Source organism: Corynebacterium sp. HMSC034E11, from assembly GCF_001835905.1.
Classification (GTDB): Bacteria; Actinomycetota; Actinomycetes; order Mycobacteriales; family Mycobacteriaceae; genus Corynebacterium; species Corynebacterium coyleae.
The window spans coordinates 108,599-130,338 of the sequence record NZ_KV826417.1; the positions used below are offsets into that span (position 1 = coordinate 108,599).

A 21,740-nucleotide genomic window follows, 5' to 3' on the forward strand; every position below is an offset into this window, starting at 1 on the left:
AACGAATTCATACCCAAAACGCTAAACGCCCGGCACAGAAAATGCACCTGGCCTGTGGATAACTGGGCGTGGAGTCGTCGAAAAGTAAAGAGTTATCCACAAATCACAGCTTGAGGCGCCCGGTTAACGCGCGGGAGAGTGTCAGCTCGTCGACAAACTCCAAGTCCCCGCCAAGCGGCATACCCGACGCCAAGCGCGACACCGTCAGCGACGGGAAGTCCTTCAACAGACGCGCCAAATACGACGCCGTCGCCTCCCCCTCCGTATCAGGATCGGTAGCCAAGATGACTTCGGTGACGTCGGGGTTGTCGGCGCCGTCGACGTCGTCAAGCACACCGCCAATGCGCTGCAACAGCGGCGCGATGGCCAGGTCCTTCGGGCCGACATTCGCCAACGGATCCAACGACCCGCCAAGCACGTGATAGCGGCCCGAGTACTCCCCCGTGCGCTCAATGACCTGGATGTCCTTCGCGTCTTCCACCACGCACACCAGCGTCTTGTCGCGGCTCGAATCGGCGCAAATGCGGCACACTTCCTCGCGCGAGACGTTGTTGCAGATGCGACAAAACGTCACCCCGTCGCGCACGGCGGCCAAGGCGGCGCGCAGCCTATCGATGTCCTCCGGCTCCGTCTTCAGCAAATGAAACGCGATACGTTGCGCGGATTTGGGGCCGATGCCGGGGAGGCGCGAGAATTCGTCGATAAGGTCTTGCAGCGGTCCTTCAAACACGCGGGGGTTCCTTTCGTGGCATGAAAAACGCGCCCGACCAGGCCGGCCGGACGCGGAAAGCGACAGGTTAGACGATGCCGCCGAACGGGATCTCGCCCGGGCCTGCCTGCGGGGCGCCACCCTGCGGTGCGCCGCCGCCCATTGCGCCGCCGGTCAGCGGGGCGATCTTCTCTTCGGCGAGCTTGCCGGCCTGGTCGTGGGCGTCGCGGTATGCGGCGAGGATGAGGTCCTGCAGCGTCTCGACGTCCTCCGGGTCAACGGCTTCCGGCTTGATGGTCAGGTCGGTGATTTCGGCGCCGCCGGTCATGGTGACGGCAACGAGGCCGCCGCCTGCGGTGCCGGTGACCTCGGTCTGCAGCAGTTCCATCTGTGCCTGCTGGAGTGCGGCCTGCACTTCGGCGGCTTGGCGGATGAGTTCCTGCATGTCCTGTGGCTGGGTCATGGTTGCAACCTTTCGTTTGTTGGTAAAGCTCCGTGGGCCATTGTACGCGTCGCTTAGAGGGGTTTGGCTCCGAGTTCGGCGGCGAGGAGATCCATGGCGACTTCGGTGGCGTCGCGGCGGTCTGCTGTTCGTTCTCCGTCGCGTGCTTCTTGGGCCATGTCGCGTTCTTCGTCTTCGCGTGTGTATTCGGGTTCGGCTTCTTCGAAGGGTTCGGTGGGTTCGGGTGGTGGTGGGATGTCGTCGCGTTCGCGTTGTGCGCGTTCGGCGGCTTTTTGGCTGGCTGCGGCGACTGCGGCTTGCCAACTGTTGGCGGGGGCAGGGGCTTCGGGCTTTTCGCTTGTCGACGACCCCTCCCCCGGATTCCACACCTCCCTCGGTTCTGGCCGCTTGACGTGGGCGGCGTCGGGGTTGGTGCCGACCACGCAACGGACCTTGATTGGCGTACCGAGCTTCTCGGTGAACACTGCGACGATGTCTGCGTTGTTGCGTTCGGCGTTGATCCGGTCAGCGAGTGCTCCGGTGTGGTGGCCGACGACGAGGGTGTCGTTGTCGAAGCCGAGGGGTTTCGCTTCCGTCAGCATGATTTCAGCGACCTGGTTGCGTGCGCCGACGGATTGGCGCAGGCGGGTCCAGTCGCGTTCGATGCGCTGGTACAGGTCGTCCGTGTCCGGTTGTGGTGCGGCCTGTTGCGGCGCGGGTTGCTGCGGCGCGGGTTGGGCAGGTTCGGGTTCACGCTGCGGTTCCGGTTGCGGCGCAGGTTCGTGCGGCGGTTCCGACGCAGGCTGCTGTGGTTCGGGTGGCGGCGTCTGCTGCGCTCGCTGCTCGGATGCCGGTTGAGCAGGCGCGGGCGCGGGCGCGGGTTTGCGCGAGGCGGTGCGGGAGCTTGCTGCGGCGGCTGCAGCGGCTGCGGCGGCGGCAGCGCCTCCCCCGCCAGCGGCGCCAGTAACGCCGGAGGGAGCACCAACAGCACCACTGGCAGAACCAGCAGAGCCAACAGCCCCAGCCCCAGCACCGGCCGCGCCCACCGCGCCGCCGCCGACGCTGACGGTGAGGAGGTGCGCCATCATGATTTCGAGGAGTAGGCGGGGCGAGGTGGCGCCGGCGAGGTCGGGAAGTCGGTCGTTGACTTCGGTGGCCAGGGCGGAGAGGTGGGCGGGGGTGAAGAGTTCGGCTTGGTGTTTGAGGATTTCGGAGCGGTCGGTGGGGGCGTCGACAAGCCCTTGCCCGAATGCGTCGGGGACGGTGCGGATCAGGAGGAGGTCACGCATGCGGTCGAGGAGGTCGAGGGCGAAGCGACGGGGTTCGTGGCCGGATTCGATGACTTCGTCGATGGTGCGGAACATGGCGGAGCCGTCGCCGGATGCGATGGCGTCGACGGCGGCGTCGAGAAGTGTGAGGTCCGTGACGCCCAGGAGTGGCAGGGCAAGGTCGTAGGTCAGGCCGTCGGGTCCGGCACCGGCGAGGAGTTGGTCGAGGATGGACAGGGTGTCGCGCGGGGAGCCGCCGCCGGCGCGGATGACCAGGGGGTAGACGTTTTCGTCGACGGTGACGCCTTCGTCGGCAACGATGCGCTCGAGGAGGGAGCGCATGGCTTGGGGCGCGAGCAGGCGGAATGGGTAGTTGTGGGTGCGCGAGCGGATGGTGCCCAGCATCTTTTCGGGTTCGGTGGTGGCGAAGATGAAGATGAGGTGGGCGGGTGGTTCTTCGACGATTTTGAGCAGGGCGTTGTTGCCCTCTTTGGAGATCATGTGGGCTTCGTCGATGATGAAGACGCGGTAGCGCGATTCGCTTGGCGCGTACAGGGCGCGTTCGCGCAGGTCGCGCATGTCTTCGACGCCGCCGTGGGAGGCTGCGTCGATTTCCATGACGTCGAGGTTTCCGTTGCCGCCGGGGGCGAGGGAGACGCAGGAGGGGCATACGCCGCAGGGGGTGGAGGTTGGTCCTTCGGCGCAGTTGAGTGAGCGCGCGAGGATGCGGGCGGATGATGTTTTGCCGCAGCCTCGTGGGCCGGAGAACAGGTAGGCGTGTGAGATGCGGTTGTTGTCCAGTGCGGTGGACAACGGTCGCGTTACTTGTTCTTGCCCGACGACTTCGCCGAATGTTGCGGGGCGGTATTTCCTGTACAGAGCCACGCGGGCTACCTTACTCGGCCTCGCGATTCCATTCGGTGGTGTTGGTGCCGCGGCGTCGTAGCCTGCGGGTTAGGACGTCGAGGCCTTGGTTGCGGGCGATGGCGTATTCGTCGTCGGTGAGTGCGACGAGTTCGAGCAGCAGCGTGAGTCGGTCGGGTTCGCGGTATAGCGGTGTGCCGCGGTCGAAGAGTTCGGGTTCGCGCAGCCAGCCGTGGCGTGCGGTGGTGCCGAGCTCGTCGAGGGCGCCTTCGAGCAGCACGCCGGGTTGTGCGGGGATGCCGAGGCGTTCGATGGCACGGGCAGCAGCAACGACGGCGCGCCCGGGCAGTTGCTTATCGACGACCCCACCTACCGTCACAATCTCACACCGCACATCGGTTGCCCCATCCCCGTCGATGACCAGACCGGTGTCCACTTGGGAGAAGCCGACGGTGCAGGCCGCGGGGGTGGTGTTGATGGTGGTGAGGGCGACGGCGGCGTCGTCGATAAGCATGAGCTCGATGTCCATGAACGACCCGAGCCATGCGGCGACCTGATCAGTTTTCATGCGCCTCGATGCAGGCGAGCAGCACGCAGGTGGCTACGCCGTCCATGGCGGTGCGGACCTCGTCCAGCGGCGGCAAGGACGGTGCGAGGCGGATGTTCTCGTCGTTTTCGTCGATGCCGCCCGGGAAGGACATGCCGGCCTTGGTCAGGGTGATGCCGGCGTCCTTGGCCAGCTCCCAGGCGCGCTTGGCGGAGCCGTCCTTGACGTCCAGGGAGATGAAGTAGCCACCGGTCGGGTTGGTCCACTCGGCGACGTTGTACTCGCCGAGGCGCTGCTCGAGGATCTCGACGACCGCCGCAAACTTCGGAGCGAGCGAGCCGGCGTGCTTGAGCATGTGGGCGCGCAGGCCGTCGACATCGCCAAAGAAGCGAGCGTGTGCCAACTGGTTGACCTTGTTCGGGCCGATGCCGCGCACGCCGGCGTGGCTGTTGTACCAGTCCAGGTTCTCCTTGGAGGAAGCGAAGAACGCCACGCCCGAGCCAGCGTGCGTGATCTTGGAGGTGGACGACATGTACCAGAAGCGGTTCGGGTTGCCGTGCTTCGCGGAGATCTCGAGAACGTTCGGGTTGTCCGGGAATTCGTCGGTAAGCGTGTGGATTGCGTACGCGTTGTCCCAGATCAGGCGGAAGTCTGGCGCGGCGGTCTCCATGGCGCAGAGGCGCTCGATGGTCTCGGCGGAGTAGGTGATGCCGGTGGGGTTACCGAAGATCGGCACCGACCACATGCCCTTCACCTGCGGGTCCTTGACCAACTCTTCGACGAGGTCCATGTCGGGGCCGGTCGGGGTCATCGGCACCTGGATCATCTCAAAGCCGAAGTGCTCGACGATGGTGAAGTGGCGGTCGTAGCCCGGCACCGGGCAGATCCACTTGACGGTTTCCTCGTCCTTCCAGGGGCGCGACGAGTCGTTGGTGCCCCAGATATAGGCAAACGAGACGAGGTCGAACATGATGCTCAGGCTCGAAGCATCACCGGCGACGACGTTCTCCGGGGCGACGCCGAGGGCCCCGGCCCACAGCTCACGGATGTCCGCGATGCCGTCGAGGTTGCCGTAGTTGCGCACATCAGCACCGGTCTTGTCGGTGTAGTCGTCCGCCCCCGGCAGCGACAGCAGCGCGTCAGAGAACCCGAGCTGCTCTGCGGACGGCTTACCGCGCGTCAGGTTCAGGTTGAGATTTCGGGCCTTGAGTTCCTCGTACTGTGCGCGAGTGCGCTCGGCGAGTTCGTTGAACTGGGCTGCGTCCAGGTCCTTGAGAGACATCATCACTCCAGATGTTCGAAGGCGAATTTTGCGTGCCCACCATCGTAGCGGCCTATCCGTCCCCGAACATGAAAAAGGGACCCCACGCACCTGCTAGAGCTCGCTGACCCTTGCTGCGTTCCCGCCCTGGGGGAGTTCACAAGATAACACCGCGTGAGATCCTGCCTGACACTGTAGCCATCTCTCGCGCGAGAACACAACCTGCGCGCCCCACCTGCCGTTTTGGCGCTGTGGGGTGTGTGCATTACCATGTCCAAAGACGCTTCGCCGGTGCATGCCGGGGAGGTTGTTCGCTGGAGGATTCGACTAGCGGCCTATGTCACACGCCTGGAACGCGTGCGGGTTTCACGACCCTCGTGGGTTCAAATCCCACATCCTCCGCAAAATGCACGCCCCGCGTTTCTACGCGGGGCGTTTTTGCTACCGTTTTGTGCGTGACCACCGCTGCGAACACTGCAAACACTGCGCTCGATCGTCTCGCTGACCTGCTGGGTATCGGTCGTTACACGGTTGCGGATGCGGGCATGATCCCGCGCGCGATCGTCCTTGCGGCTGCCGAGGAACTTGACGTGCCGTACGAGGACGCGTGGACTGCGGAGGAGATCGCGGACAGCATCTTCGACAACTTCGCCCAGTACATCCTGGGTTCCGGTGTTGACGGTCGGGCGGCGACGCTGCTCGCAATTGTCGACGACCACTTCACCGCCCAGACGTCTCGCACCCGTGGGTCGGGGGTGTCGTCGTTTAGCAAGCTCTCGTCGGACGACTTCACCCCGGCGAAGAACAAGCTGGAGGCGGTCAACCGCATTAGCGCGCTGACGGGTTCGGGCCCGGAGACGCTCGGGCCGGGGTCAAAAGAGCGCAAGTCGGTGCTGGTAAACCTGGCGCGCGCGATCGACAACAACAACGCGCCGGAGGACGCAACCAAGATCGAACTTGGCCGCTGGCTGGCACAGCAGTTGGGCGGAACGTGGGGGCCGCGCGACTACTCGTCTGGCTACACGATCACGCTCAACGGGCTGAACAACCTGCTGCACCTGGCCACGCGCAGGTTCACGGGCGCGGAGGATTTCGCATCTCCACTGCTGGAGGCCAACGCGCTCGTCGCTGGTGCTGCGGAGGCGCTCGGCCTGCGGGCGGACACCGATTGGGCGAGCCTCCCGTTCGACGGGCGCACGTGTGTGGAGGAGATGTTCGCGGCGCAGTACCGCAACCGGAACCAAACGGAGTGGTTCGCCTGGTACGCCGAGTTCAAGGTTCTGCCGTTTTATGCGGCGAAGTTCAAGGGCGGCCCGGCGACCATCGGCCACACGGAGTTCGACTATCAGGGCACGCGCACGTGGGATTTGAAGGTGCACTCCACCGATGGCAAGACGGACCGCACGCCGCTCAACGACCAGTACTCGGTGGATCTTGCCGCAGCACAGGACGGGGTCGGGTTCATCGTGGTCAACACGGTGCCGGATTACACCGACGAGGACGCGTTCTACCGCTGGCACATGGCCAAGCGCGGCAAGGTAGTGAAAGACCGCAAGCCGAACTCGCGCAAGCTCAAGGTCGCGCACACGGTGACCAGCATTGAGGCGTACTACTTCCCGGACACTGCATCTATTAGCGACGCCATCGCCCGCGGCATCATCAAAGTCTTCAACCAGGGCCGCCAGCAGGACGGGTCGCCGCGCAAGCCGAAGTACGAGATGGACATGGCCCTCGCGCGCGGCACGGATTATTTGCTTACGGCGCTTGCGTGAGGTCCTGCGCGTACGCCGCCGCCACGTCCACGTCGCGCCCGAACACCACGCGGTTGAGCCGCTCCACAAGGGCAAAGGGGTGCTTGACGTTTTCGTTGACAATGCCGGCGTTGAGTTTTGTGACTAGATTGTCGCGTTCGGAGGCGCGGATGTCGTCGATAAGCACCGGCTCTAGGTCGGGCACTGGCACGGACATGAGCACGCGACGGGTGAGGCTTACGCCGCCGTCGTGCCAGCGCCACCACAAATACGGCGCGGACGAATTCAGCGTCACCGCCGCGAGGTCCCGGTCGTGCGCGGTGGCGAAGTGCAGCACCTGCTTCGAACGCCGGCTCAACTCCCCGAACGCGGCGGAGATGTAGTAGCGCGGGGTGGTGGCTACGGTGAGCGAAAACTCGGTCGGGCCAGGCACGACGAGGTCGGCGATGGTGCGCTCCCACCCCTGCATCTGCCGCCAGATGTCCTGGTGGTCGGGGTGGATCTTCAGCCACTCCCCTGCCGGACCGATCTGCCGTGGGGCGAGCAGGTGCGGTGCCTTTGCCAGCAAGGCTGCCCTTGATGCCGCACGCCATCGCAAGATCGGCGTTACCCGCCACGCGCGTGCCCCCGGCGGGCACACGGTGACGGCAGCGCGCACGAAGTTGGTTTTCGACGTGTTCGACGAGCCGAACTTGTAGCCGCGAAACAGGGTGTCGGGGACGTTGTCGAAGACGGTGATGTCGCCGCCGGTGAGGTGGTCGTCGATAAGCAATCGCAGCCCTGCGAACTTCGGCGCGCCCAGGTAGGAGGCGGGCGTGACCGCGATGAAGCCGCGGCTGGTGGTGGCGACACGCTCCATGAAATAGGCGAACAGGTCGCGGGTGGCGGCGGTGGCAAACGTGTCGTCGCGCGCAGTGGAGGCGTAGGGCGGGTTCATGATGACAAAGTCGTGGGCGGGGATGTCGTCGTGAAGAAAATCGGCCACCACACAGCGCGCGGCGAGCGCCTCAAAGCCTGCGGTGTCGCCCGGCGCGAGGAAGTGCGACAGCAGCACCACCGCGGTGTGCAGCGCGACCGGGTCGATGTCCACCAGGATCAATTGCTTTGCGACGAAGCCCCCCACATCCCCATCAACCTTCCGCGCAAGATGCCACGCGAGCACCCCAGTGCCGCAGCACGGGTCCACCCACGTGCCCTCCGGGAAACGGTTGACGTGCTGGGCCATGAACTCCGCGGCGTCATCGGGCGTGAAGTACTGGCCCGCATCCTTGCGCGCCTTACTGTCGCTGAGCGCCAGGAACGCCTCGTAACAAACCGCGATCTCCCCGATGGTCATGTTTTCGAACACATCTTCTGCCAGCGGCTCGACCCCCAGGTAGGATTCCACCACCGGCGCAAGGTCGGGCCGCAACGCGTTCGAGTGCGCCGCGATCCCCCGCAGCCACGCCTGTTGGCCTGCGATTTCGGGGTGCGCGCGCAGGCGGTTCAGCGTGGCGGTGACACGCTTTGCGGAGAAGTTCGATCCCTGGGGCACGGTGCCCGAGCTTATAGCTCTTTTACTCTTCCGCTCCAATCTGGGCTGCTGTATACTCGCGTGCATGATCGACGCAAAGCTTTACGAAGCAATCAACCAGCAAGTCACCGAAGAGTACGGTGCCGCCTACATCTACCGCTACCTGGCCAACGAGATGGACGCCCTGTCCTTCCCGGGCCTGAGCGAGTGGTTCGCCGCGCAGGCATCTGAGGAGTGCGACCACGCGCAGAAGTTCGCCCAGCACCTCATTGACCGTGGCGAGCACGTCAAGCCGCACAACATTGAGATCGACGCGCCTGAGATCAAGACCCCGCTCGACGCATTTGAGGCTGCTCTTGCGCACGAGAAGAAGGTCTCGGAGCAGATCCGCCAGATCACTCGCCTGGCCGATGAGGTCGGCGACCTGGGCTCCCGCCCGCTGCTCAACTGGTTCCTGGAGGAGCAGATTGAGGAAGAGTCGACCGTGAGCGAGATCGTCGACCAGCTCAAGCTTGTTGGCAAGGACGGCTCGGGCCTGTTGCGTATCGACGCCCGCCTGGCCGGCCGCTCCACCGACTCCGACGCGTAACCCACCCCGGATTTCGCGTTCAGCCCCCGTCACGTGCGGGGGCTTTGTTTGTGTCTAGCGCTGTTTGTGTCTAGCTGGATTGTTGGCGGCGCTTGACCCGCCACATGTCGATCGCGATGACCACACCGAGGATCGCAGCGTGCTGGCGTTCGCTCAGCTCCGGCTCGAACTGCACCCGGTAGTCCGACTTGCCGGTCAGTTCGCGCCCGAAGCCTTTGTATTCCGCGACCACGTGCGCGATCGGGCGGCCCTGCGATGTGAGCGTGTAGTTGCGGTTGAACACCTTGCCTTCGACTTGCACCTCGGGAAACCCTGCGATGTCGAGGTCGAATTTTGAGCCCATGAGCTTGAACCGCGATGTCAGCCGCGCCAGCTCCATCGCGGGCGTGACTAGACGCACGGTGTAGCTGTCGCGGATGAGGTCGATCGGGTCTTCGATGCTGATAAGGTGCGTGCCGCCTGCGTCGAACACGTCGACTTGGCGCGAGGCCCGGCTCAGCACGTCCTTCATGTTGAGCTTCGTTTGCCGTGCCGTGCCAAGCGATTGTCCGGTGGGTGCTTCGATCGCGAACTCATTGCGACCGAAGATTTTGGTTTGCCGGATAATGACTTCGTTTTCCCGCAGCATGGTGTAAATCGTAATCCCGCCGCGCTGCGCGTGCCGGGCAGAAATGCGCAAAAGGCTGACGCCAGTTCCGAGTGCGGACTGGTGTCAGCCTTTTACGGTGTTCGGAAGAGAAGGGTTAGGCGGTTTCCTCGGTCTCCTTACCGTCGCCCTTGCCTTCGCCCTTGCCTTCGCCCTTGTCGGAGGAACCCTTCGCGTCTGACTTGGAGCTCTGGGCCCACTCCGGCAGTTCGCCGTCCTTGCACAGGGCGGCGAGGATGCCAATGCCTGCTGCCAGACCAGCCAGGGACAAACCGATGGCTGCTGCCTGGGTGACCTCCGGGCCGAACTGCTGCTGCAGACGGTCAGCCTCAACCTGGATCTGACGCATCCACTCCGGCTGCGGGCGGCGGTTGGTCTCGCCGCCGAGGCCGAACTGCTCGAGCGGGTTCGGGATGTTCATCTTCTCCGACACGTTCGCTGCTGCCTTGCTCAGCTCGGCGCCGAGCGGGCCGGCCAGCGGTGCGCCGATGGCGATCAGCAGGCCGAGCGGAACCAGCCACAGCAGTGGGTTGTTCTCGGACGACATGCTGTCGAAGCACTTCTTGATGTTCTCCGAGGAGCCCTGGTCAGACACCAGGTTCTGCGGCTGCTTCTGGCCTGGGTCGTTCGGGATGGAACCGTTGTCGGTCTTGACCGGGATCTCGACGATCGTGGTCTTGCCGTCCGGTGTCTTCACTTCCACCGGGATGGTGATGTTGGTGCCCGGCTTCACGTCGGCTGGCGGGGTGATGGTCAGGTTGCCCGTGCTTGGGTTGACCTCGACCTTCCAACCCTCCGGGATCTTCGGGTTGTCCGGGATCTTCCATTCGCTCGAACCGTTCGGCGGCGGAACCTCCGTCTTCTGGCCCGGGTAGACAACGATCACGGTGGTGGTGTTGTTGTCGCCTGGGGTGGTGTTGTCGGTGCCGTTGCCCGGCTGGGTCTCCGGGACCTTCACCGTGACCTTTGCCGGCACGACGTCGGTCTTGCCGCTCGGGTAGGTGACGGTGACGTTGATGATCTTCTCGTCGCCATCCTTCGCGGTCTTTGGCACGGTGACCGTGATGTCGCCAGTCTTGGCGTCGATCTGCGGGTTCCACTCCTCGAGATCCTGACCCGGGGTGATCTCGTAGGTGGAACCACCCGGCACGTCGTCCTTCTTCGGCTTCAAGGTGGCGTTCTGGCCCGGGGCCTTCTCTGCCTTCGGGTACTCCGGGGCACCGTGGACGATGACCTTCGCCGGAACGTTCTTATCCACAGAACCGTCCGGGTAGGTCACGTCGACCAGGATCGTCTTCACATCGCCAGGCTTTGCAGAGCCCGGGATGGTGACGGTGATGGTGCCGGTTGCCGGATCAACCTTCGGCACCCAATCGCCCAAGTCCTGGCCCGGGGTGATGGTGAAGGTGGAGCCCTCCGGCAGGTTCTTGTTGTTCTGCTCGAGGCTGACCTCCACCCCGACCTTGCCGTAGGTCTCGCCATAGCCCGGGGTGTTCAGGTTTGCGTCGGTGTCGCGCACCGTCACCACCGTGTCGATGGTGTCCTTGGAGCCGTCGGCGTAGGTGACGTCCACGGTGAACGTGGCGGTATCGCCGTGCTTCGCGCCCTTCGGGGCGGTGACCTTCAGCGTGCCGTCCTTGGCTGGTTCGGCGGTCCACCCTTCCGGTGCGTCGACGACGGTGTAGGTGGCGTCGACGGCGGTGCCGCGGACGTCGCCAGGCTGCGCCTTCAACGCAACATCAACGGAGCCACCCGGCTTGGCCGTGTTCGGCGTGTTGTAGGCGGGAGCAAATTTGGCAACGGGGACGGAACCGGTGAACTTCGGCGTGTCCTGATCAACAACGCCGTCCTCGGTTGCAACGCGCAGTACCTGTGGGTTCTTGTAGGCGTCGAAATCCTCGTCCTTGGTGGCCTCGCGAGGGTTCGCGATGATCTCCACATCAACCTTCGCCGCCTTGTCGTCATCAACCGAACCGGTCGCGCCCTTGGGGAGGGTGACGTAGACCTTGCCGGTGTCGTCGACACGCACCTTGGCACCCTCGATCTTCTTGCCAGCGATGGAAACGTTGCCGGTCAAACGTTGGTAGTCGTTCTCCGCATTGGCCACCGTGATGCCGGTGTCGTACTCGTTGCCGTCCGCGATGATCGCCTGGGACTGCTGCTCAGAAGCAACAATTGGCGCGCAGTCATCGGTCTCAAATACCCACGGGGCGACTTCAATCTGCACAGTTGGGCTGACGCGGGTCTTCTCAGCCGCCAAGATCGTCGGATTATTGACCCTCCAGGCCCACGTCTGCGCCTGCTGATTGCTGTCCACAGCCAGCTTCACAACGGCCGTGCGCTTCTGATCACGCTTCAGCGAAAACGACTCCTGATCAATCAGCGCAACCTCGTTGACATCAAGCATCTCAACGGGCTCATTGCCCTTGCGCTTGATCTCAACGGAGCCCTTCTTCAGAGCTTCAAGCTTGTAGGAGTGGGTTGCATCCTGCGTACCTACGTTTTCAACAACGATGAACGCCGTGCCGGATTGAAACATCCGCTCACTGTCAGCGCTTACGCTCACCCACGGCACGAAAGCGTTGTCTACCTCGTCGAGGCCAACACCCACGCTGACCCCGTTTTGGGTTGTCTTCAGCGCCACGCCAGGGTTCACCGTGGTGATGTTCTGATCCAGCACAACAGCACATGCGCCCTGCTGTGGGTTCGCGGTCCGACCCGGAGGGCTTGTGAATTCTTCTGGCAGCGCGGTTGCTTGCGGGGCGACAACAGCCGAAGCGCCGAGGGCAAGCGCAACGGTGCTCGCAGCAATCTTCTTCGAAATCATGAAGTCTCCTTAGAGGTTCGTTGCCCAGTGGTGCGTCCCCAAACGCAGCCACGTGACCTTCCTCCAAATATGAGTGAGCTTCAGACCGACCGCAAGAGTTTTAACATATAAAAAACAGGTTATACTTCATTAAAACACAGCAATTACAAAGATTCCCACGTCCATGGGTCGCGCGACAGTTGTGACGGTTCGAACACATCCAACAAACCATTCACGCTATCTACCTGGCCATATCCGAGCGACCCGGCAATATCACGCACAATGTCGGACTGACGTTTATCGGCCAACATCTCCCGCAAGGTGACAGCACCATCGCGCTTTGCTAATCGACGACCCCCTGGCCCCACCACAAGCGGAACGTGAATATAAAAAGGCGTAACGAGAGAAAGTTGATCAGCCAAATACGCTTGTGCCGGGGCAGAAAACAACAAATCGTCGCCGCGCACAACCTGATCCACCCCCTGAAAACCGTCGTCCACAACGACCGCCAAGTTGTACGCCCAATCCCCCGCCTGTGCCTGATCCACACGCCCGCCGCGCTTCAAAATCACATCATCAACCGGCCCCCTGTAGGCACCGTGGTAGAAATCCTCAACCGTCCACTCACGCACGTGGGCCCGCAGACGGATTGCGGGGAGGCGGCCCTCGTCGGCGAGGTCGCGTCGTCGTAAAGCACGCTGCTCCTCCGTGAGATCACGGCACGTCCCCGGATACATCCCCGGCTGCGCATGCGGCGCCGACGCCGCCTCCCGGATATCCCGGCGCGTGCAATAACACTCATACGTATCCAGGCGAGCCAGCGCATCTGCATACGCGTCCCCGCGATCGTGCTGGTAGAGCACCGGAGGATCGAAGTCGAGGCCGAGCGCCTCCAAGTCCTCAATCTGGCGCAGCGCCGACTCCGCGGATGAACGCTCCGAATCAATATCCTCCACACGCAAAAAGAACTTCCGGCCGCTTTGGCGAGCAAACAACCACGCCAACACCGCCGTACGCAAATTGCCAAAATGGAGATCGCCGCTCGGACTCGGCGCATAGCGACCAGCAGGACCTTGAAAAACAGCCATATGTGCAATGATATTGCGCATGTCACCGCGCGTATCCCGCTCCCCATACCCGTACCTGCTCGCCGTGTTCTGCGCGGTGTTTCTCATCTCAAACATCACGGCGCAAAAAGGCGTGGTCATCGGGCCGCTGGTCACCGACGGGGCCTTCTTCCTCTTCCCCATCTCCTATGTCATCGGCGACGTCATCGCCGAGGTCTACGGGTTCAAAGCCGCACGCCGCGCCGTGTTCACCGGCTTTTCCATCGCGGTACTTGCCGTCGTGACGTTCTACATCGCCATCTGGCTTCCCGCCGCCGAGTTCTACGACATGCAAGACACCTTCGCCGCAGTCCTGGGGTTGCTGCCACGCATCGTCGCGGCCTCGCTCGCCGGATACGTGGTGGGCCAACTGCTCAACGCGTGGGTGCTACAGAAGATGAAGGACCGCTTTGGCACCGACCGCCTCTGGGCGCGCCTGATCGGCTCCACCATCGTTGGCGAGTTCGCGGATACGCTGCTGTTCTGCACCATCGCCGCGAGCGTGATCGGCATCGATTCCGCGAGCACGTTCATCAATTACGTCGTTGTCGGATTCCTGTGGAAGACACTCATGGAAGTCGTGCTGCTGCCGATCACCTATCCGACGATCGCAGCCGTGCGCCGCGCCGAGCAGCGCATTGCCGACGAGAGCGTGTAGCCCACAGGGCTCCGAAACCTGTACTGTTGCTAATGCAGACCCCCTCCACTCGTGTGGACCAAGGGGGGCTAGCTGTTTCTAATCTAACTCGCGTGGCCCCCTGGAAGGATCACGTGGAGCGAGGTACTCACTGTACCAATTGTGGGCGAACTTGTGTTTGGGCACTTTCATTAACGACGAATTCGCACTCCACGCAACGTGATCTGCCATCTGAACGAGTTGGGACGCCCTGGAGCCCAGGAAGATGGGATCCTCAATAACATGCCGAGTTGTCCTTGGGAGTTCACGATGTGCTCGGCGAAAGTTTTTCTCAGTTCCGTCCCTTACGAGCCGGTGTGAAGGCCAAGCGCAAATCCAGCGCAGCTAGAACCTTAAGCAGCGTTTCTACCGTCGGATTCCCAACTCCATTTTCTATGCGACTCAGTTCAGCCTGTTGAATTCCGGCAGCATCAGCAACAGATTGCTGAGTTGCGCCGCGATCATGCCGGGCCGACGCAAGTGCAGCACCTACCGCTTTACGCTCTGCAAGTTCCGCAGCAAACGCTCGCGTTGCCGCATCACGAATTACCTCGGCTGCTGGCGATTCCGATTCTCGATATGGCTGGATGAAGTCTTCAAACTTTGTAGTGGCCATTTGTTCACCCCCACGCTCCGCTTAATAGGTAACCAGCAGCAAGTTTATGTGTTTAACCCCATAACAGCAAGGCGTATTTACTCTCTTTTCCAGGCAGACAAAACGGAGCGCGCTGCACGAATTTCCTTCTGCTCCTGCTTTCGACTTGGATCGCGCAACTTGTTGTATCCACCGAGCAACAAAACGATTCGCTGACCATAGAAAGTGCAATAGACACGAATTAGCACCCGTTTCCGCCTCCACCGCTTTGGAACTTCGCCAACCCTTTCCGCTGCACCAAATTCGCGCAAGATCGTCTCGATGTCACGTCGTATTCGTAGTTCGAAAAGACCCTGCCCTAAATTCTTTCCCCACTCGCTGGCACAGATATCGATGCCCAACGGTGCGAGCACATGCTCAATCGCTACCTCTACGACAGTGCGCTCCGCTTCATCCAACCGACTGTAGAAACGAGCAAAATTCCCACCGTCAAAAACCTCAATACTCCAAGTTGGTTCAGCCAAACTATCCCCCAATCCCCAATGCGATTCACTTTAGCCGGATGCGGCTCGAAGTTTCCCCAAAATCGCTCCAACCCTAGACCCGCAAATCACAGCTTAGGGGCAAACCCGAACTCACCCTGCTTGCTAGATCGAGCACATGAGTGCCCCAGAGGGCGCCTAACAGGACATCGGGCCGAGTTCGGGTTTGCTCCTAAGCTGGCTGCGCGACTACATATCCCCTACTTCCCGGCGTAGTAGCGGCCGAGGAACTCGTCGCGGTAGGCCTCGTAATCGCCGGCGTCGATGGCAAGGCGGATGTTGTCCACGAGGCGGATCATGAACTCTAGGTTGTGGATCGTGCACAGCGTGCCCGCCAAAAACTCTTTCGCCTTGAGCAGGTGGTGGATGTAGGCGCGAGAGTAGTTCTCGGAGACGTAGCCGCCGAACTCCTCGTCCACCCCGGAGAAGTCACGCTTAAAGCGGGCGCCGGCAAGGTTCATGCGGCCGTCCAGGGTGTACACGCCGCCGCGGCGGCCGAGGCGCGTCGGGGCAACGCAGTCGAAGGTGTCGGCACCAGCTTCGACGGCGGTGAAGATGTCGTCCGGCTCCGAAATGCCCAGCAGGTGGCGTGGCATGTCGATAGGAAGTTCGTCGGTGACCCAGCCGACGATCGTGCCCAGATTTTCCTTCTCCAGGGCGCCACCGATGCCGAAGCCACCGAAGCCACGGCGGCCCTCGTCGAGCGCCTCACGGTGAAGATCCAACAAGCCGTGCGTAGCCTGGCGGCGCAGGTCCTCGTACTGCGCACCCTGCACCACGCCCCACAGGGACTGCAGCGGCTTGTCCGCCCGAACCTCGGTCAGACGGTCGTGCTCGATGAGGCAGCGACGGGCCCAACGACGGGTGCGCTCGACGGAATGCTCCTGGTAAGCGCGGGTATCCACAAGCGTGGTCAGTTCGTCGAAGGCAAACATGATGTCGGCGCCCAGCTGGTGCTGGATCTGCATCGACACCTCAGGGGTGAAGCGGTGGGAGGAGCCGTCGATGACGGATTTGAAGTCGACGCCGTCGTCGTCGACACGCGCCATGCGATCCTTGTTCGCCGCACGGATGTCGCCCTCGGTCAGGCCTGCGGTGTCCATGGCGAGGACCTTTTTGAAGCCGACGCCGAGGCTCATCACCTGGAAGCCGCCGGAATCGGTGTAGGTGGGACCATGCCAGTTTTCGAAGGCGGCGACGCCGCCGGCCTCGTCGACAATGTCGGGCCCTGGCTGCAGGTACAGGTGGTAGGCGTTGGAGAGGATCGCTTGCGCACCGGTGGAGCGGATCTGCTCGGGCGTGAGCGTTTTCACCGTCGCCTTGGTGGCCACGGGGATGAACGCAGGGGTCTGAATCGAGCCGTGCGGGGTGTGGATCACGCCGGTGCGCCCGTGCCTACCCGGCGCGGGCTCCAACTGGGTGCCGACCTCGAAGGTGGTGTCCGTCTGCTGCGTCATGCGTGTTCCTTTTCTAGTTCGGTGCCCTCTACGTCGACCTCGGGGAGGAGTTTGTCCAGCCATTTTGGCATCCACCAGGCGGCGCGGCCGAGGAGGAACATGGTGGCGGGGACGAGGGCCATGCGGATGAAGAAGGCGTCGAACAGTACTGCGACACCGAGCGCGAAGCCGAAGATTTGGATGAACGGCAACGGTTGGTCCAAAAAGGCAATGAAGACGGCGATCATGATGATCGCGGCGGCGGTGACCACGCGCGCGCCTTGCCTGAAGCCTTGCACTGTGGATTCGTGCACGGCGCGCAGCCGGTCCCCGTCGCGGTTGCGCAGGTAGGCCTCGCGCATGCGGGTGACCAGGAAGACTTGGTAGTCCATGGCCAGGCCGAAGGTGACGCCGATGAGGAAGATCGGCAGGAAGGACAGGATCGGGGTCGGCGTGTTCACCAAACCCCACAGGCCTTCTTGGAAGAACAGCACGGTCACGCCGAAGGCGGCGCCGACGGACAGCAGGAAGCCAAGGCCTGCCACGAGCGGCACCATGATGGAGCGGAACACGATAACGAGCAGCACGATCGCCAGCCCCACCACGATGGACAGGTACAGCGGCATGGCCTTTGAGAGTTCTTCGGTGATGTCCATTTGGACGGCGGTCAGGCCGGTCAGGCCAACGTCGATACCCGTGGCGTCTTCCACCTGGCTGATGGCCTCGCGCACGCCGTGGGCGATTTGCAAGGTGCGTTCCTCTTCCGGACCACCGGTTGGGGTGGCGAGGATCTGGGCGGCTGTGAGGTCGTCGTTAGCTGCGATGAGCTGCGCGTGCTCGATGCCGTTGACGGAGCCGATCTCACCCATGGTGTAGATGAAGGACGCGAGCGCTGCCTTTTGGGCGTCGCCGCCAGCCTCATCCGGGATCGCTGACATGTACGGCTGGAGAATCTCCGAGTTGGGGTTGACGCTGTGTGCATCAACCACCAGCAGCAGCGGGGCGTTCACGCCGGGGCCGAAGCCTTCCGCCATGAGGTCTGCGGACTTGCGTTGGGTGGTGTCGTAGTTGGAGGTACTGTCGGACGGCAGCGACATCTCCAAGCCAAGCACCGGGGTGGACAGCGCACCGAGCCCCAGCACGACCACTGCCATAACAAGGCCCGGCACCTTTTCGACGAAGCGCACCCACCGCCTACCCATCGAATTCTCATCGAGGTCCTTCGCCGGACGCTTACCCGGACCCGGATTACCGGCCAGACCGGGAATCTTGCCCGCGAAGGTCTTCGAGCCGAACGCGCCAAGCAACGCCGGTACAAGCGTCAGCGCGACAAGCACCGCGATGAACACGGTGACGGCGGCGGCAAGGCCCATCCAGGTGAGGAACTCGATCTGCGCCAGTGCCAGGGCGACCAGCGCGGTAAAGACCGTGGCACCGGCGAACACCACCGAGGAACCCGCGGTGCCGACAGCCATTCCGGCCGCCTCATCCGGCGGAAGGTGGCGTGCCTCCTGGCGGTAGCGCGACAGGATGAACAGGGCGTAGTCGATGCCCACGGCCAGGCCGATCATGACGGCAAGGACCGGAGTGACGTCGTTGAGTTCCACCCAGTGGGTGGTCAGCAGCACCAGCAGCGCGCCGATACCCACGCCGACCACGGCGGAGATGATCGGGATCACCGAAGCAGCAAGCGAACCGAAGGTGACCACGAGCACCAAAAACGCCACGGCCAGGCCGACCATCTCAGAGGTGGTCTTAATGGCAATCGGCTCGCCGAAACCAGCGCCGCCGGCCTCAACCTGCAGGCCCGCGTCCCGACCGATTTTCATAGCCTCGTTCACCACGTCGCGGTCCGCTTGGTCAACGGACATCGACGACTCAGCGTCGAACTCGAAGGTGGTGTAGGCGATGCGGGCGTCGTCGCTAAGCATGCGCAACTGATACGCATCCGCTTCCGCGCGCTCTCGCGGCATGCCCATCTCAGTCATCTGGCCAATGACCATGCGCTGCAACTCGCCGTTGACCGTCACTGGATTGCCGAAGCGCTCCCCCTCCACCCCGAGGTGGTCGCGGATATAGCCGACGGTCGCATCCATCGCCGCCATATGCTCGGGCGTATCCAGGCGCTGACCCTCAGGCGCGGCGAACACCAAGTTCACGCCAGGGGCTGTGGCCACATTGCCGGCATCGGGGAAGTTTTTCTCCATGTCGCGCAGCGCGTCGATAGCCGGTGTGCCCTCGATTGCGAACTCGGAGGTAAACGGCTTCATCAACGAAAACGCGCCGCCCGCAGTCGCACCGAACAGCAGCAGCCACGCCACAATCACCCGCCATTTATGCAGGTAGGACCAACGTCCGAGGTTGTACAGCAGTTTCGCCACGTCAAAGGGTTCCTTCTGTGATACGGAAAAAGCCCCCGTTGCCGGGGGCTTTAACACTTGGCGGTAGCGGCGGGATTTGAACCCGCGGTGGTTTTACCCACACTCGCTTTCGAGGCGAGTACCTTCGGCCGCTCGGACACGCTACCGCCGACTAGATTAACGGCAGCGCCGCCAAGAAACCAAATTTAGCGGTCAGCTTCGTCGCGGACCTCGTCCGCCTTGTCCTCAACCTTGGCTGCGACCTCGTTGGCCTTGTCCTTAATAGCGTCGCCCGCCTCGGAGAGCTTCTCCTTAGCGCTGCCGATCAGCTGATCGGCCTTGCCTTCGTTCTGAAGCTTCTCGTTATCGGTAAGGTCGCCAGCCGCTTCCTTAGCCTGGCCCTTGAGCTGATCAAGCTTGTCATCCAAACCCATGATGTTCTCCTTTATTCGTTGAAATTCGGTGCAGTCGCCCAGTGTAGGGACAAACCCGAACACTTTGGGTAACGATTCAATTACTCCTCAGCTCTTCAAAGAAATCACTCAGTAACCTGGCAGTTTCGGCCTCCAGCACGCCGGCGCGCACCTCAGGGACATGCAGATGCCGCGGGTCCCGGATGGCATCCAGCACCGAACCCACCGCACCCGTCTTCGGCTCCCATGCGCCAAAAATTAACGACGACACCCTCGCCCCCAAGATCGCACCCGCACACATCGTGCAGGGCTCCAGCGTGACCACGAGCTCACACCCATCCAGCCTCCACCTCCCCAACGCCTCGCACGCCTGACGGATAGCCTCCACCTCCGCGTGCGCGGTCGGATCGTTGTTCGCCTCCCGGCGGTTCACCCCCACCCCAAGGACCTCGCCCTCCGGGGAGAACACCACAGCCCCCACCGGTACATCGCCAGGCGGGGTCGTGCGGGCAACCTCGATCGCCTCCCGCATCCGTTCTTCAGCCCGGCGGGCAGGGGCGCTAGTCAACGGCATCGGCGAGCTCGTCGCCAAAACCCAACTCGTCGGCGATGGTGTGGGCGAGATCGGCCGGGTCGGCGTCGTCGTCAAGCAAAATGCTCAACTGCTCCTCGGACAACCCCAGGTCCGCGAGGATGGCAAAATCACCATCAGCCCAGCCGTCGACGTTGTCCAGCTCATCCGGGTCGATGTCGGGGATGTCCACGTCGGCCTCATCCAGGATGTCAGCCGCGAAATCATCATCCACCGCCATCGTCGCGTCCGAAATCAACACACGCACCTTCGACGGACCCGGGCGCACCACAACCAAATAGTCATCCTCCACATTAAGCAGCGCAAACGCCGCACCCTCGCTGCGCAAACCGCGCACAGCGTCAATGGAGGTGGAAAGGTCCGTGAAATCGTCGCGGAACTCGCGCACCTGCCACGAACCCCCAACCTGAGCGACGGTGACGGCAAACCCGTCCGTGAAGTCCTGACTCATGGGACGAAAGCGTAGTCCGCGCGGGCCAAAGTGTCACTAGACTTAACGCGGTGACTACCTACCAACTGCCCCCCATCTGCATTCTCGGCCTCGGACTGATCGGCGGGTCGCTCATGCGCGACCTGACCATCTCTAACGAACGCGTCTTCGGCTACACCATGCACGGGGCACGCGCAGCACAACGGGACGGCTTCGATGTCTCCGACAACATGGAAGAAGTGCTGCGCCGCGCAGAGGCCGACAACGCGCTCATCGTGGTTGCGGTACCCATGGCGGCAGTTGCGTCCGTACTGGACCAGGTAGCTTCGTTCGCCCCGACGTGCGACATCACCGACGTGGTGTCCGTCAAAGAACGCGTGTACGACCTCATTGTCGAGCGCGACATGCAGGGCCGCTACGTCGGCGGCCACCCCATGGCGGGCACCGAGTTTTCCGGCTGGAGCGCCTCCCACGAGGGCCTGTTCGAGGGCGCCGCGTGGGCCGTAACGTACGACTACGCGCGCGAAGGCCTTGCCGACGACCACTGGGCCGCCCTATTCACCACCGTCTGCCGGCTCGCATCCGTCGTCGGTGCGGAGGCGGTCCCCGTGCGCGTATCGCTTCACGACGAATCCGTCGCCCGCGTCTCCCACCTCCCCCACGTCATCGCTGAAGCCCTGTCGTTGGTCGGCGACCGGGGCGGAACGCTCTCGCAGTCCCTGTCCGCCGGGTCCTTTAGGGGCGCGACCCGGGTAGCTAGTACGGAACCCGAACTCGTGCGCAACATGTGCGAAACCAACGCCGACTCGCTCGTGCCTGTGCTCGACGAGTTCATCGAACTCCTCCAAGCCGCACGCGCTTCCCTTGCGGACGATCCGGCGTCCATGAAGCAGCTAGCCGAATCTGGCAACCGCGCCTACCTGCGCATGGCCGCCCGCAAAGGCGCCCGCCGCGAGTCCGTCTCCCCCGTGAAGATTTCTTCCCGCCCGGTCATGCGCGTCCACCCTGGCGCACCGGGCTGGGTCCGCCAACTCGAGCAGGTGGAGTCCCTCGGCGGACGCGTCGAGGTGTTCTAGGTTTTGTTTTCTGGGGGGTTGGGGGTTTGGGGGTTTGGGGGGTTGATCCCTGGGGTTCCCCGGGGTTCTAGCCGGCCGTTTTCCCTGGTCGTCTAGCTCTGTGTTTGTGCAACCAGAC

General features: G+C 63.0%; 21 protein-coding genes, 2 tRNA genes and 1 other RNA gene. 5 read left to right on the forward strand and 19 right to left on the reverse strand.

What is annotated here, in order from left to right; all coding sequences use genetic code 11:
* Positions 1-103: 103 nt before the first annotated feature.
* The 6 genes from recR to ffs all read right to left on the reverse strand — a co-directional run bounded on the left by recR (position 104) and on the right by ffs (position 5,278).
* A complete protein-coding gene (recR, locus tag HMPREF2690_RS10220; RefSeq protein ID WP_070816078.1) occupies positions 104-730 on the reverse strand; it encodes a recombination mediator RecR in 627 nt (208 codons plus the stop codon).
* Positions 731-797: 67 nt separating this feature from the next.
* Positions 798-1,172, reverse strand: a complete 375-nt coding sequence (locus HMPREF2690_RS10225; RefSeq protein WP_070451098.1) for a YbaB/EbfC family nucleoid-associated protein — start codon at positions 1,170-1,172, stop codon at positions 798-800.
* A gap of 53 nt (positions 1,173-1,225) precedes the next feature.
* Positions 1,226-3,304, reverse strand: a complete 2,079-nt coding sequence (locus HMPREF2690_RS10230; protein ID WP_070820822.1) for a DNA polymerase III subunit gamma and tau — start codon at positions 3,302-3,304, stop codon at positions 1,226-1,228.
* Positions 3,305-3,314: 10 nt separating this feature from the next.
* Positions 3,315-3,851, reverse strand: a complete 537-nt coding sequence (locus HMPREF2690_RS10235) for a hypothetical protein (RefSeq protein WP_070820823.1) — start codon at positions 3,849-3,851, stop codon at positions 3,315-3,317.
* Positions 3,841-5,112: an aspartate aminotransferase type Ic gene (locus HMPREF2690_RS10240; RefSeq protein WP_070820837.1), complete on the reverse strand. Its 1,272-nt coding sequence runs from the start codon at positions 5,110-5,112 to the stop codon at positions 3,841-3,843. Before HMPREF2690_RS10240 ends, HMPREF2690_RS10235 begins: the two co-directional genes overlap by 11 nt.
* 70 nt (positions 5,113-5,182) lie before the next feature.
* Positions 5,183-5,278, reverse strand: an RNA gene (ffs, locus tag HMPREF2690_RS10245) — signal recognition particle sRNA small type.
* Positions 5,279-5,407: 129 nt separating this feature from the next.
* On the opposite strand from ffs, the gene HMPREF2690_RS10250 reads away from it, so the two are divergent.
* Positions 5,408-5,493, forward strand: a tRNA-Ser gene (locus tag HMPREF2690_RS10250).
* Positions 5,494-5,546: 53 nt separating this feature from the next.
* Positions 5,547-6,863: a hypothetical protein gene (locus HMPREF2690_RS10255; RefSeq protein ID WP_070820824.1), complete on the forward strand. Its 1,317-nt coding sequence runs from the start codon at positions 5,547-5,549 to the stop codon at positions 6,861-6,863.
* Here the strand turns inward: HMPREF2690_RS10255 and HMPREF2690_RS10260 are convergent.
* Positions 6,847-8,376, reverse strand: a complete 1,530-nt coding sequence (locus HMPREF2690_RS10260; RefSeq protein ID WP_070820825.1) for an N-6 DNA methylase — start codon at positions 8,374-8,376, stop codon at positions 6,847-6,849. The genes HMPREF2690_RS10255 and HMPREF2690_RS10260 overlap by 17 nt on opposite strands.
* A gap of 67 nt (positions 8,377-8,443) precedes the next feature.
* Here HMPREF2690_RS10260 and HMPREF2690_RS10265 point away from each other — a divergent pair, with 67 nt between their 5' ends.
* Positions 8,444-8,944 carry a ferritin gene (locus HMPREF2690_RS10265; RefSeq protein ID WP_208856607.1) on the forward strand — a complete coding sequence of 167 codons (501 nt, stop codon included), beginning with the start codon at positions 8,444-8,446 and terminating at the stop codon, positions 8,942-8,944.
* Between the two features lie 70 nt (positions 8,945-9,014).
* Here HMPREF2690_RS10265 and HMPREF2690_RS10270 read toward each other — a convergent pair whose 3' ends face one another.
* From HMPREF2690_RS10270 to gluQRS, 3 genes are all read right to left on the reverse strand, one after another.
* Positions 9,015-9,572, reverse strand: coding sequence for an LURP-one-related/scramblase family protein (locus HMPREF2690_RS10270; protein WP_070614358.1), 558 nt, complete (start codon positions 9,570-9,572; stop codon positions 9,015-9,017).
* A 115-nt stretch (positions 9,573-9,687) separates the two neighbouring features.
* Positions 9,688-12,417 (reverse strand): YPDG domain-containing protein, encoded by a 2,730-nt coding sequence (locus HMPREF2690_RS10275; protein ID WP_070820827.1) that lies wholly within the window; start codon positions 12,415-12,417, stop codon positions 9,688-9,690.
* Between the two features lie 143 nt (positions 12,418-12,560).
* Entirely contained in the window at positions 12,561-13,484 is a 924-nt protein-coding gene (gene gluQRS / locus HMPREF2690_RS10280; protein ID WP_070820838.1) for a tRNA glutamyl-Q(34) synthetase GluQRS, read from the reverse strand.
* A 19-nt stretch (positions 13,485-13,503) separates the two neighbouring features.
* Between gluQRS and HMPREF2690_RS10285 the strand changes: the two genes are divergently transcribed.
* On the forward strand, positions 13,504-14,160 hold the full coding sequence (locus tag HMPREF2690_RS10285) for a queuosine precursor transporter (RefSeq protein ID WP_070820828.1): 657 nt from the start codon (positions 13,504-13,506) through the stop codon (positions 14,158-14,160).
* A 78-nt stretch (positions 14,161-14,238) separates the two neighbouring features.
* Here HMPREF2690_RS10285 and HMPREF2690_RS12560 read toward each other — a convergent pair whose 3' ends face one another.
* The 9 genes from HMPREF2690_RS12560 to HMPREF2690_RS10320 form a co-directional block, all read right to left on the reverse strand.
* On the reverse strand, positions 14,239-14,523 hold the full coding sequence (locus HMPREF2690_RS12560; protein WP_371326030.1) for a DUF3800 domain-containing protein: 285 nt from the start codon (positions 14,521-14,523) through the stop codon (positions 14,239-14,241).
* Positions 14,471-14,794, reverse strand: coding sequence for a helix-turn-helix domain-containing protein (locus tag HMPREF2690_RS11785; RefSeq protein WP_083279335.1), 324 nt, complete (start codon positions 14,792-14,794; stop codon positions 14,471-14,473). The genes HMPREF2690_RS12560 and HMPREF2690_RS11785 overlap by 53 nt, the downstream gene beginning before the upstream one ends.
* A 77-nt stretch (positions 14,795-14,871) precedes the next feature.
* Complete coding sequence (locus tag HMPREF2690_RS10290; RefSeq protein WP_141739354.1) at positions 14,872-15,297, reverse strand: hypothetical protein; 426 nt, start codon at positions 15,295-15,297, stop codon at positions 14,872-14,874.
* 218 nt (positions 15,298-15,515) lie between these two features.
* Positions 15,516-16,772, reverse strand: a complete 1,257-nt coding sequence (gene tgt / locus HMPREF2690_RS10295; RefSeq protein WP_070820829.1) for a tRNA guanosine(34) transglycosylase Tgt — start codon at positions 16,770-16,772, stop codon at positions 15,516-15,518.
* The gene (locus HMPREF2690_RS10300; RefSeq protein ID WP_070482686.1) at positions 16,769-19,132 is read right to left on the reverse strand and encodes an MMPL family transporter; all 2,364 of its coding nucleotides are present in this window, start codon (positions 19,130-19,132) and stop codon (positions 16,769-16,771) included. Before HMPREF2690_RS10300 ends, tgt begins: the two co-directional genes overlap by 4 nt.
* 58 nt (positions 19,133-19,190) lie before the next feature.
* A tRNA-Ser gene (locus tag HMPREF2690_RS10305) sits at positions 19,191-19,278 on the reverse strand.
* Between the two features lie 39 nt (positions 19,279-19,317).
* Positions 19,318-19,545: a CsbD family protein gene (locus tag HMPREF2690_RS10310; RefSeq protein ID WP_070820830.1), complete on the reverse strand. Its 228-nt coding sequence runs from the start codon at positions 19,543-19,545 to the stop codon at positions 19,318-19,320.
* Positions 19,546-19,621: 76 nt separating this feature from the next.
* Positions 19,622-20,098, reverse strand: coding sequence for a nucleoside deaminase (locus HMPREF2690_RS10315; protein ID WP_246819545.1), 477 nt, complete (start codon positions 20,096-20,098; stop codon positions 19,622-19,624).
* The gene (locus tag HMPREF2690_RS10320) at positions 20,085-20,567 is read right to left on the reverse strand and encodes a tRNA adenosine deaminase-associated protein (protein WP_070421603.1); all 483 of its coding nucleotides are present in this window, start codon (positions 20,565-20,567) and stop codon (positions 20,085-20,087) included. Before HMPREF2690_RS10320 ends, HMPREF2690_RS10315 begins: the two co-directional genes overlap by 14 nt.
* A 50-nt stretch (positions 20,568-20,617) precedes the next feature.
* Here HMPREF2690_RS10320 and HMPREF2690_RS10325 point away from each other — a divergent pair, with 50 nt between their 5' ends.
* Complete coding sequence (locus HMPREF2690_RS10325; RefSeq protein WP_070421604.1) at positions 20,618-21,622, forward strand: prephenate dehydrogenase; 1,005 nt, start codon at positions 20,618-20,620, stop codon at positions 21,620-21,622.
* Positions 21,623-21,740 lie beyond the last annotated feature (118 nt).

What these genes read in the sequence shown, in the direction of transcription:
- HMPREF2690_RS10225 (WP_070451098.1), bottom strand. Translation starts at nt 1,172, where the DNA reads ATGACCCAGCCACAGGACATGCAGGAACTCATCCGCCAAGCCGCCGAA.
- HMPREF2690_RS10235 (WP_070820823.1), bottom strand. Translation starts at nt 3,851, where the DNA reads ATGAAAACTGATCAGGTCGCCGCATGGCTCGGGTCGTTCATGGACATC.
- HMPREF2690_RS10240 (WP_070820837.1), bottom strand. Translation starts at nt 5,112, where the DNA reads ATGTCTCTCAAGGACCTGGACGCAGCCCAGTTCAACGAACTCGCCGAG.
- HMPREF2690_RS10270 (WP_070614358.1), bottom strand. Translation starts at nt 9,572, where the DNA reads ATGCTGCGGGAAAACGAAGTCATTATCCGGCAAACCAAAATCTTCGGT.
- HMPREF2690_RS10275 (WP_070820827.1), bottom strand. Translation starts at nt 12,417, where the DNA reads ATGATTTCGAAGAAGATTGCTGCGAGCACCGTTGCGCTTGCCCTCGGC.
- gluQRS (WP_070820838.1), bottom strand. Translation starts at nt 13,484, where the DNA reads ATGGCTGTTTTTCAAGGTCCTGCTGGTCGCTATGCGCCGAGTCCGAGC.
- HMPREF2690_RS10285 (WP_070820828.1), top strand. Translation starts at nt 13,504, where the DNA reads ATGTCACCGCGCGTATCCCGCTCCCCATACCCGTACCTGCTCGCCGTG.
- HMPREF2690_RS11785 (WP_083279335.1), bottom strand. Translation starts at nt 14,794, where the DNA reads ATGGCCACTACAAAGTTTGAAGACTTCATCCAGCCATATCGAGAATCG.
- tgt (WP_070820829.1), bottom strand. Translation starts at nt 16,772, where the DNA reads ATGACGCAGCAGACGGACACCACCTTCGAGGTCGGCACCCAGTTGGAG.
- HMPREF2690_RS10310 (WP_070820830.1), bottom strand. Translation starts at nt 19,545, where the DNA reads ATGGGTTTGGATGACAAGCTTGATCAGCTCAAGGGCCAGGCTAAGGAA.
- HMPREF2690_RS10315 (WP_246819545.1), bottom strand. Translation starts at nt 20,098, where the DNA reads ATGCCGTTGACTAGCGCCCCTGCCCGCCGGGCTGAAGAACGGATGCGG.
- HMPREF2690_RS10320 (WP_070421603.1), bottom strand. Translation starts at nt 20,567, where the DNA reads ATGAGTCAGGACTTCACGGACGGGTTTGCCGTCACCGTCGCTCAGGTT.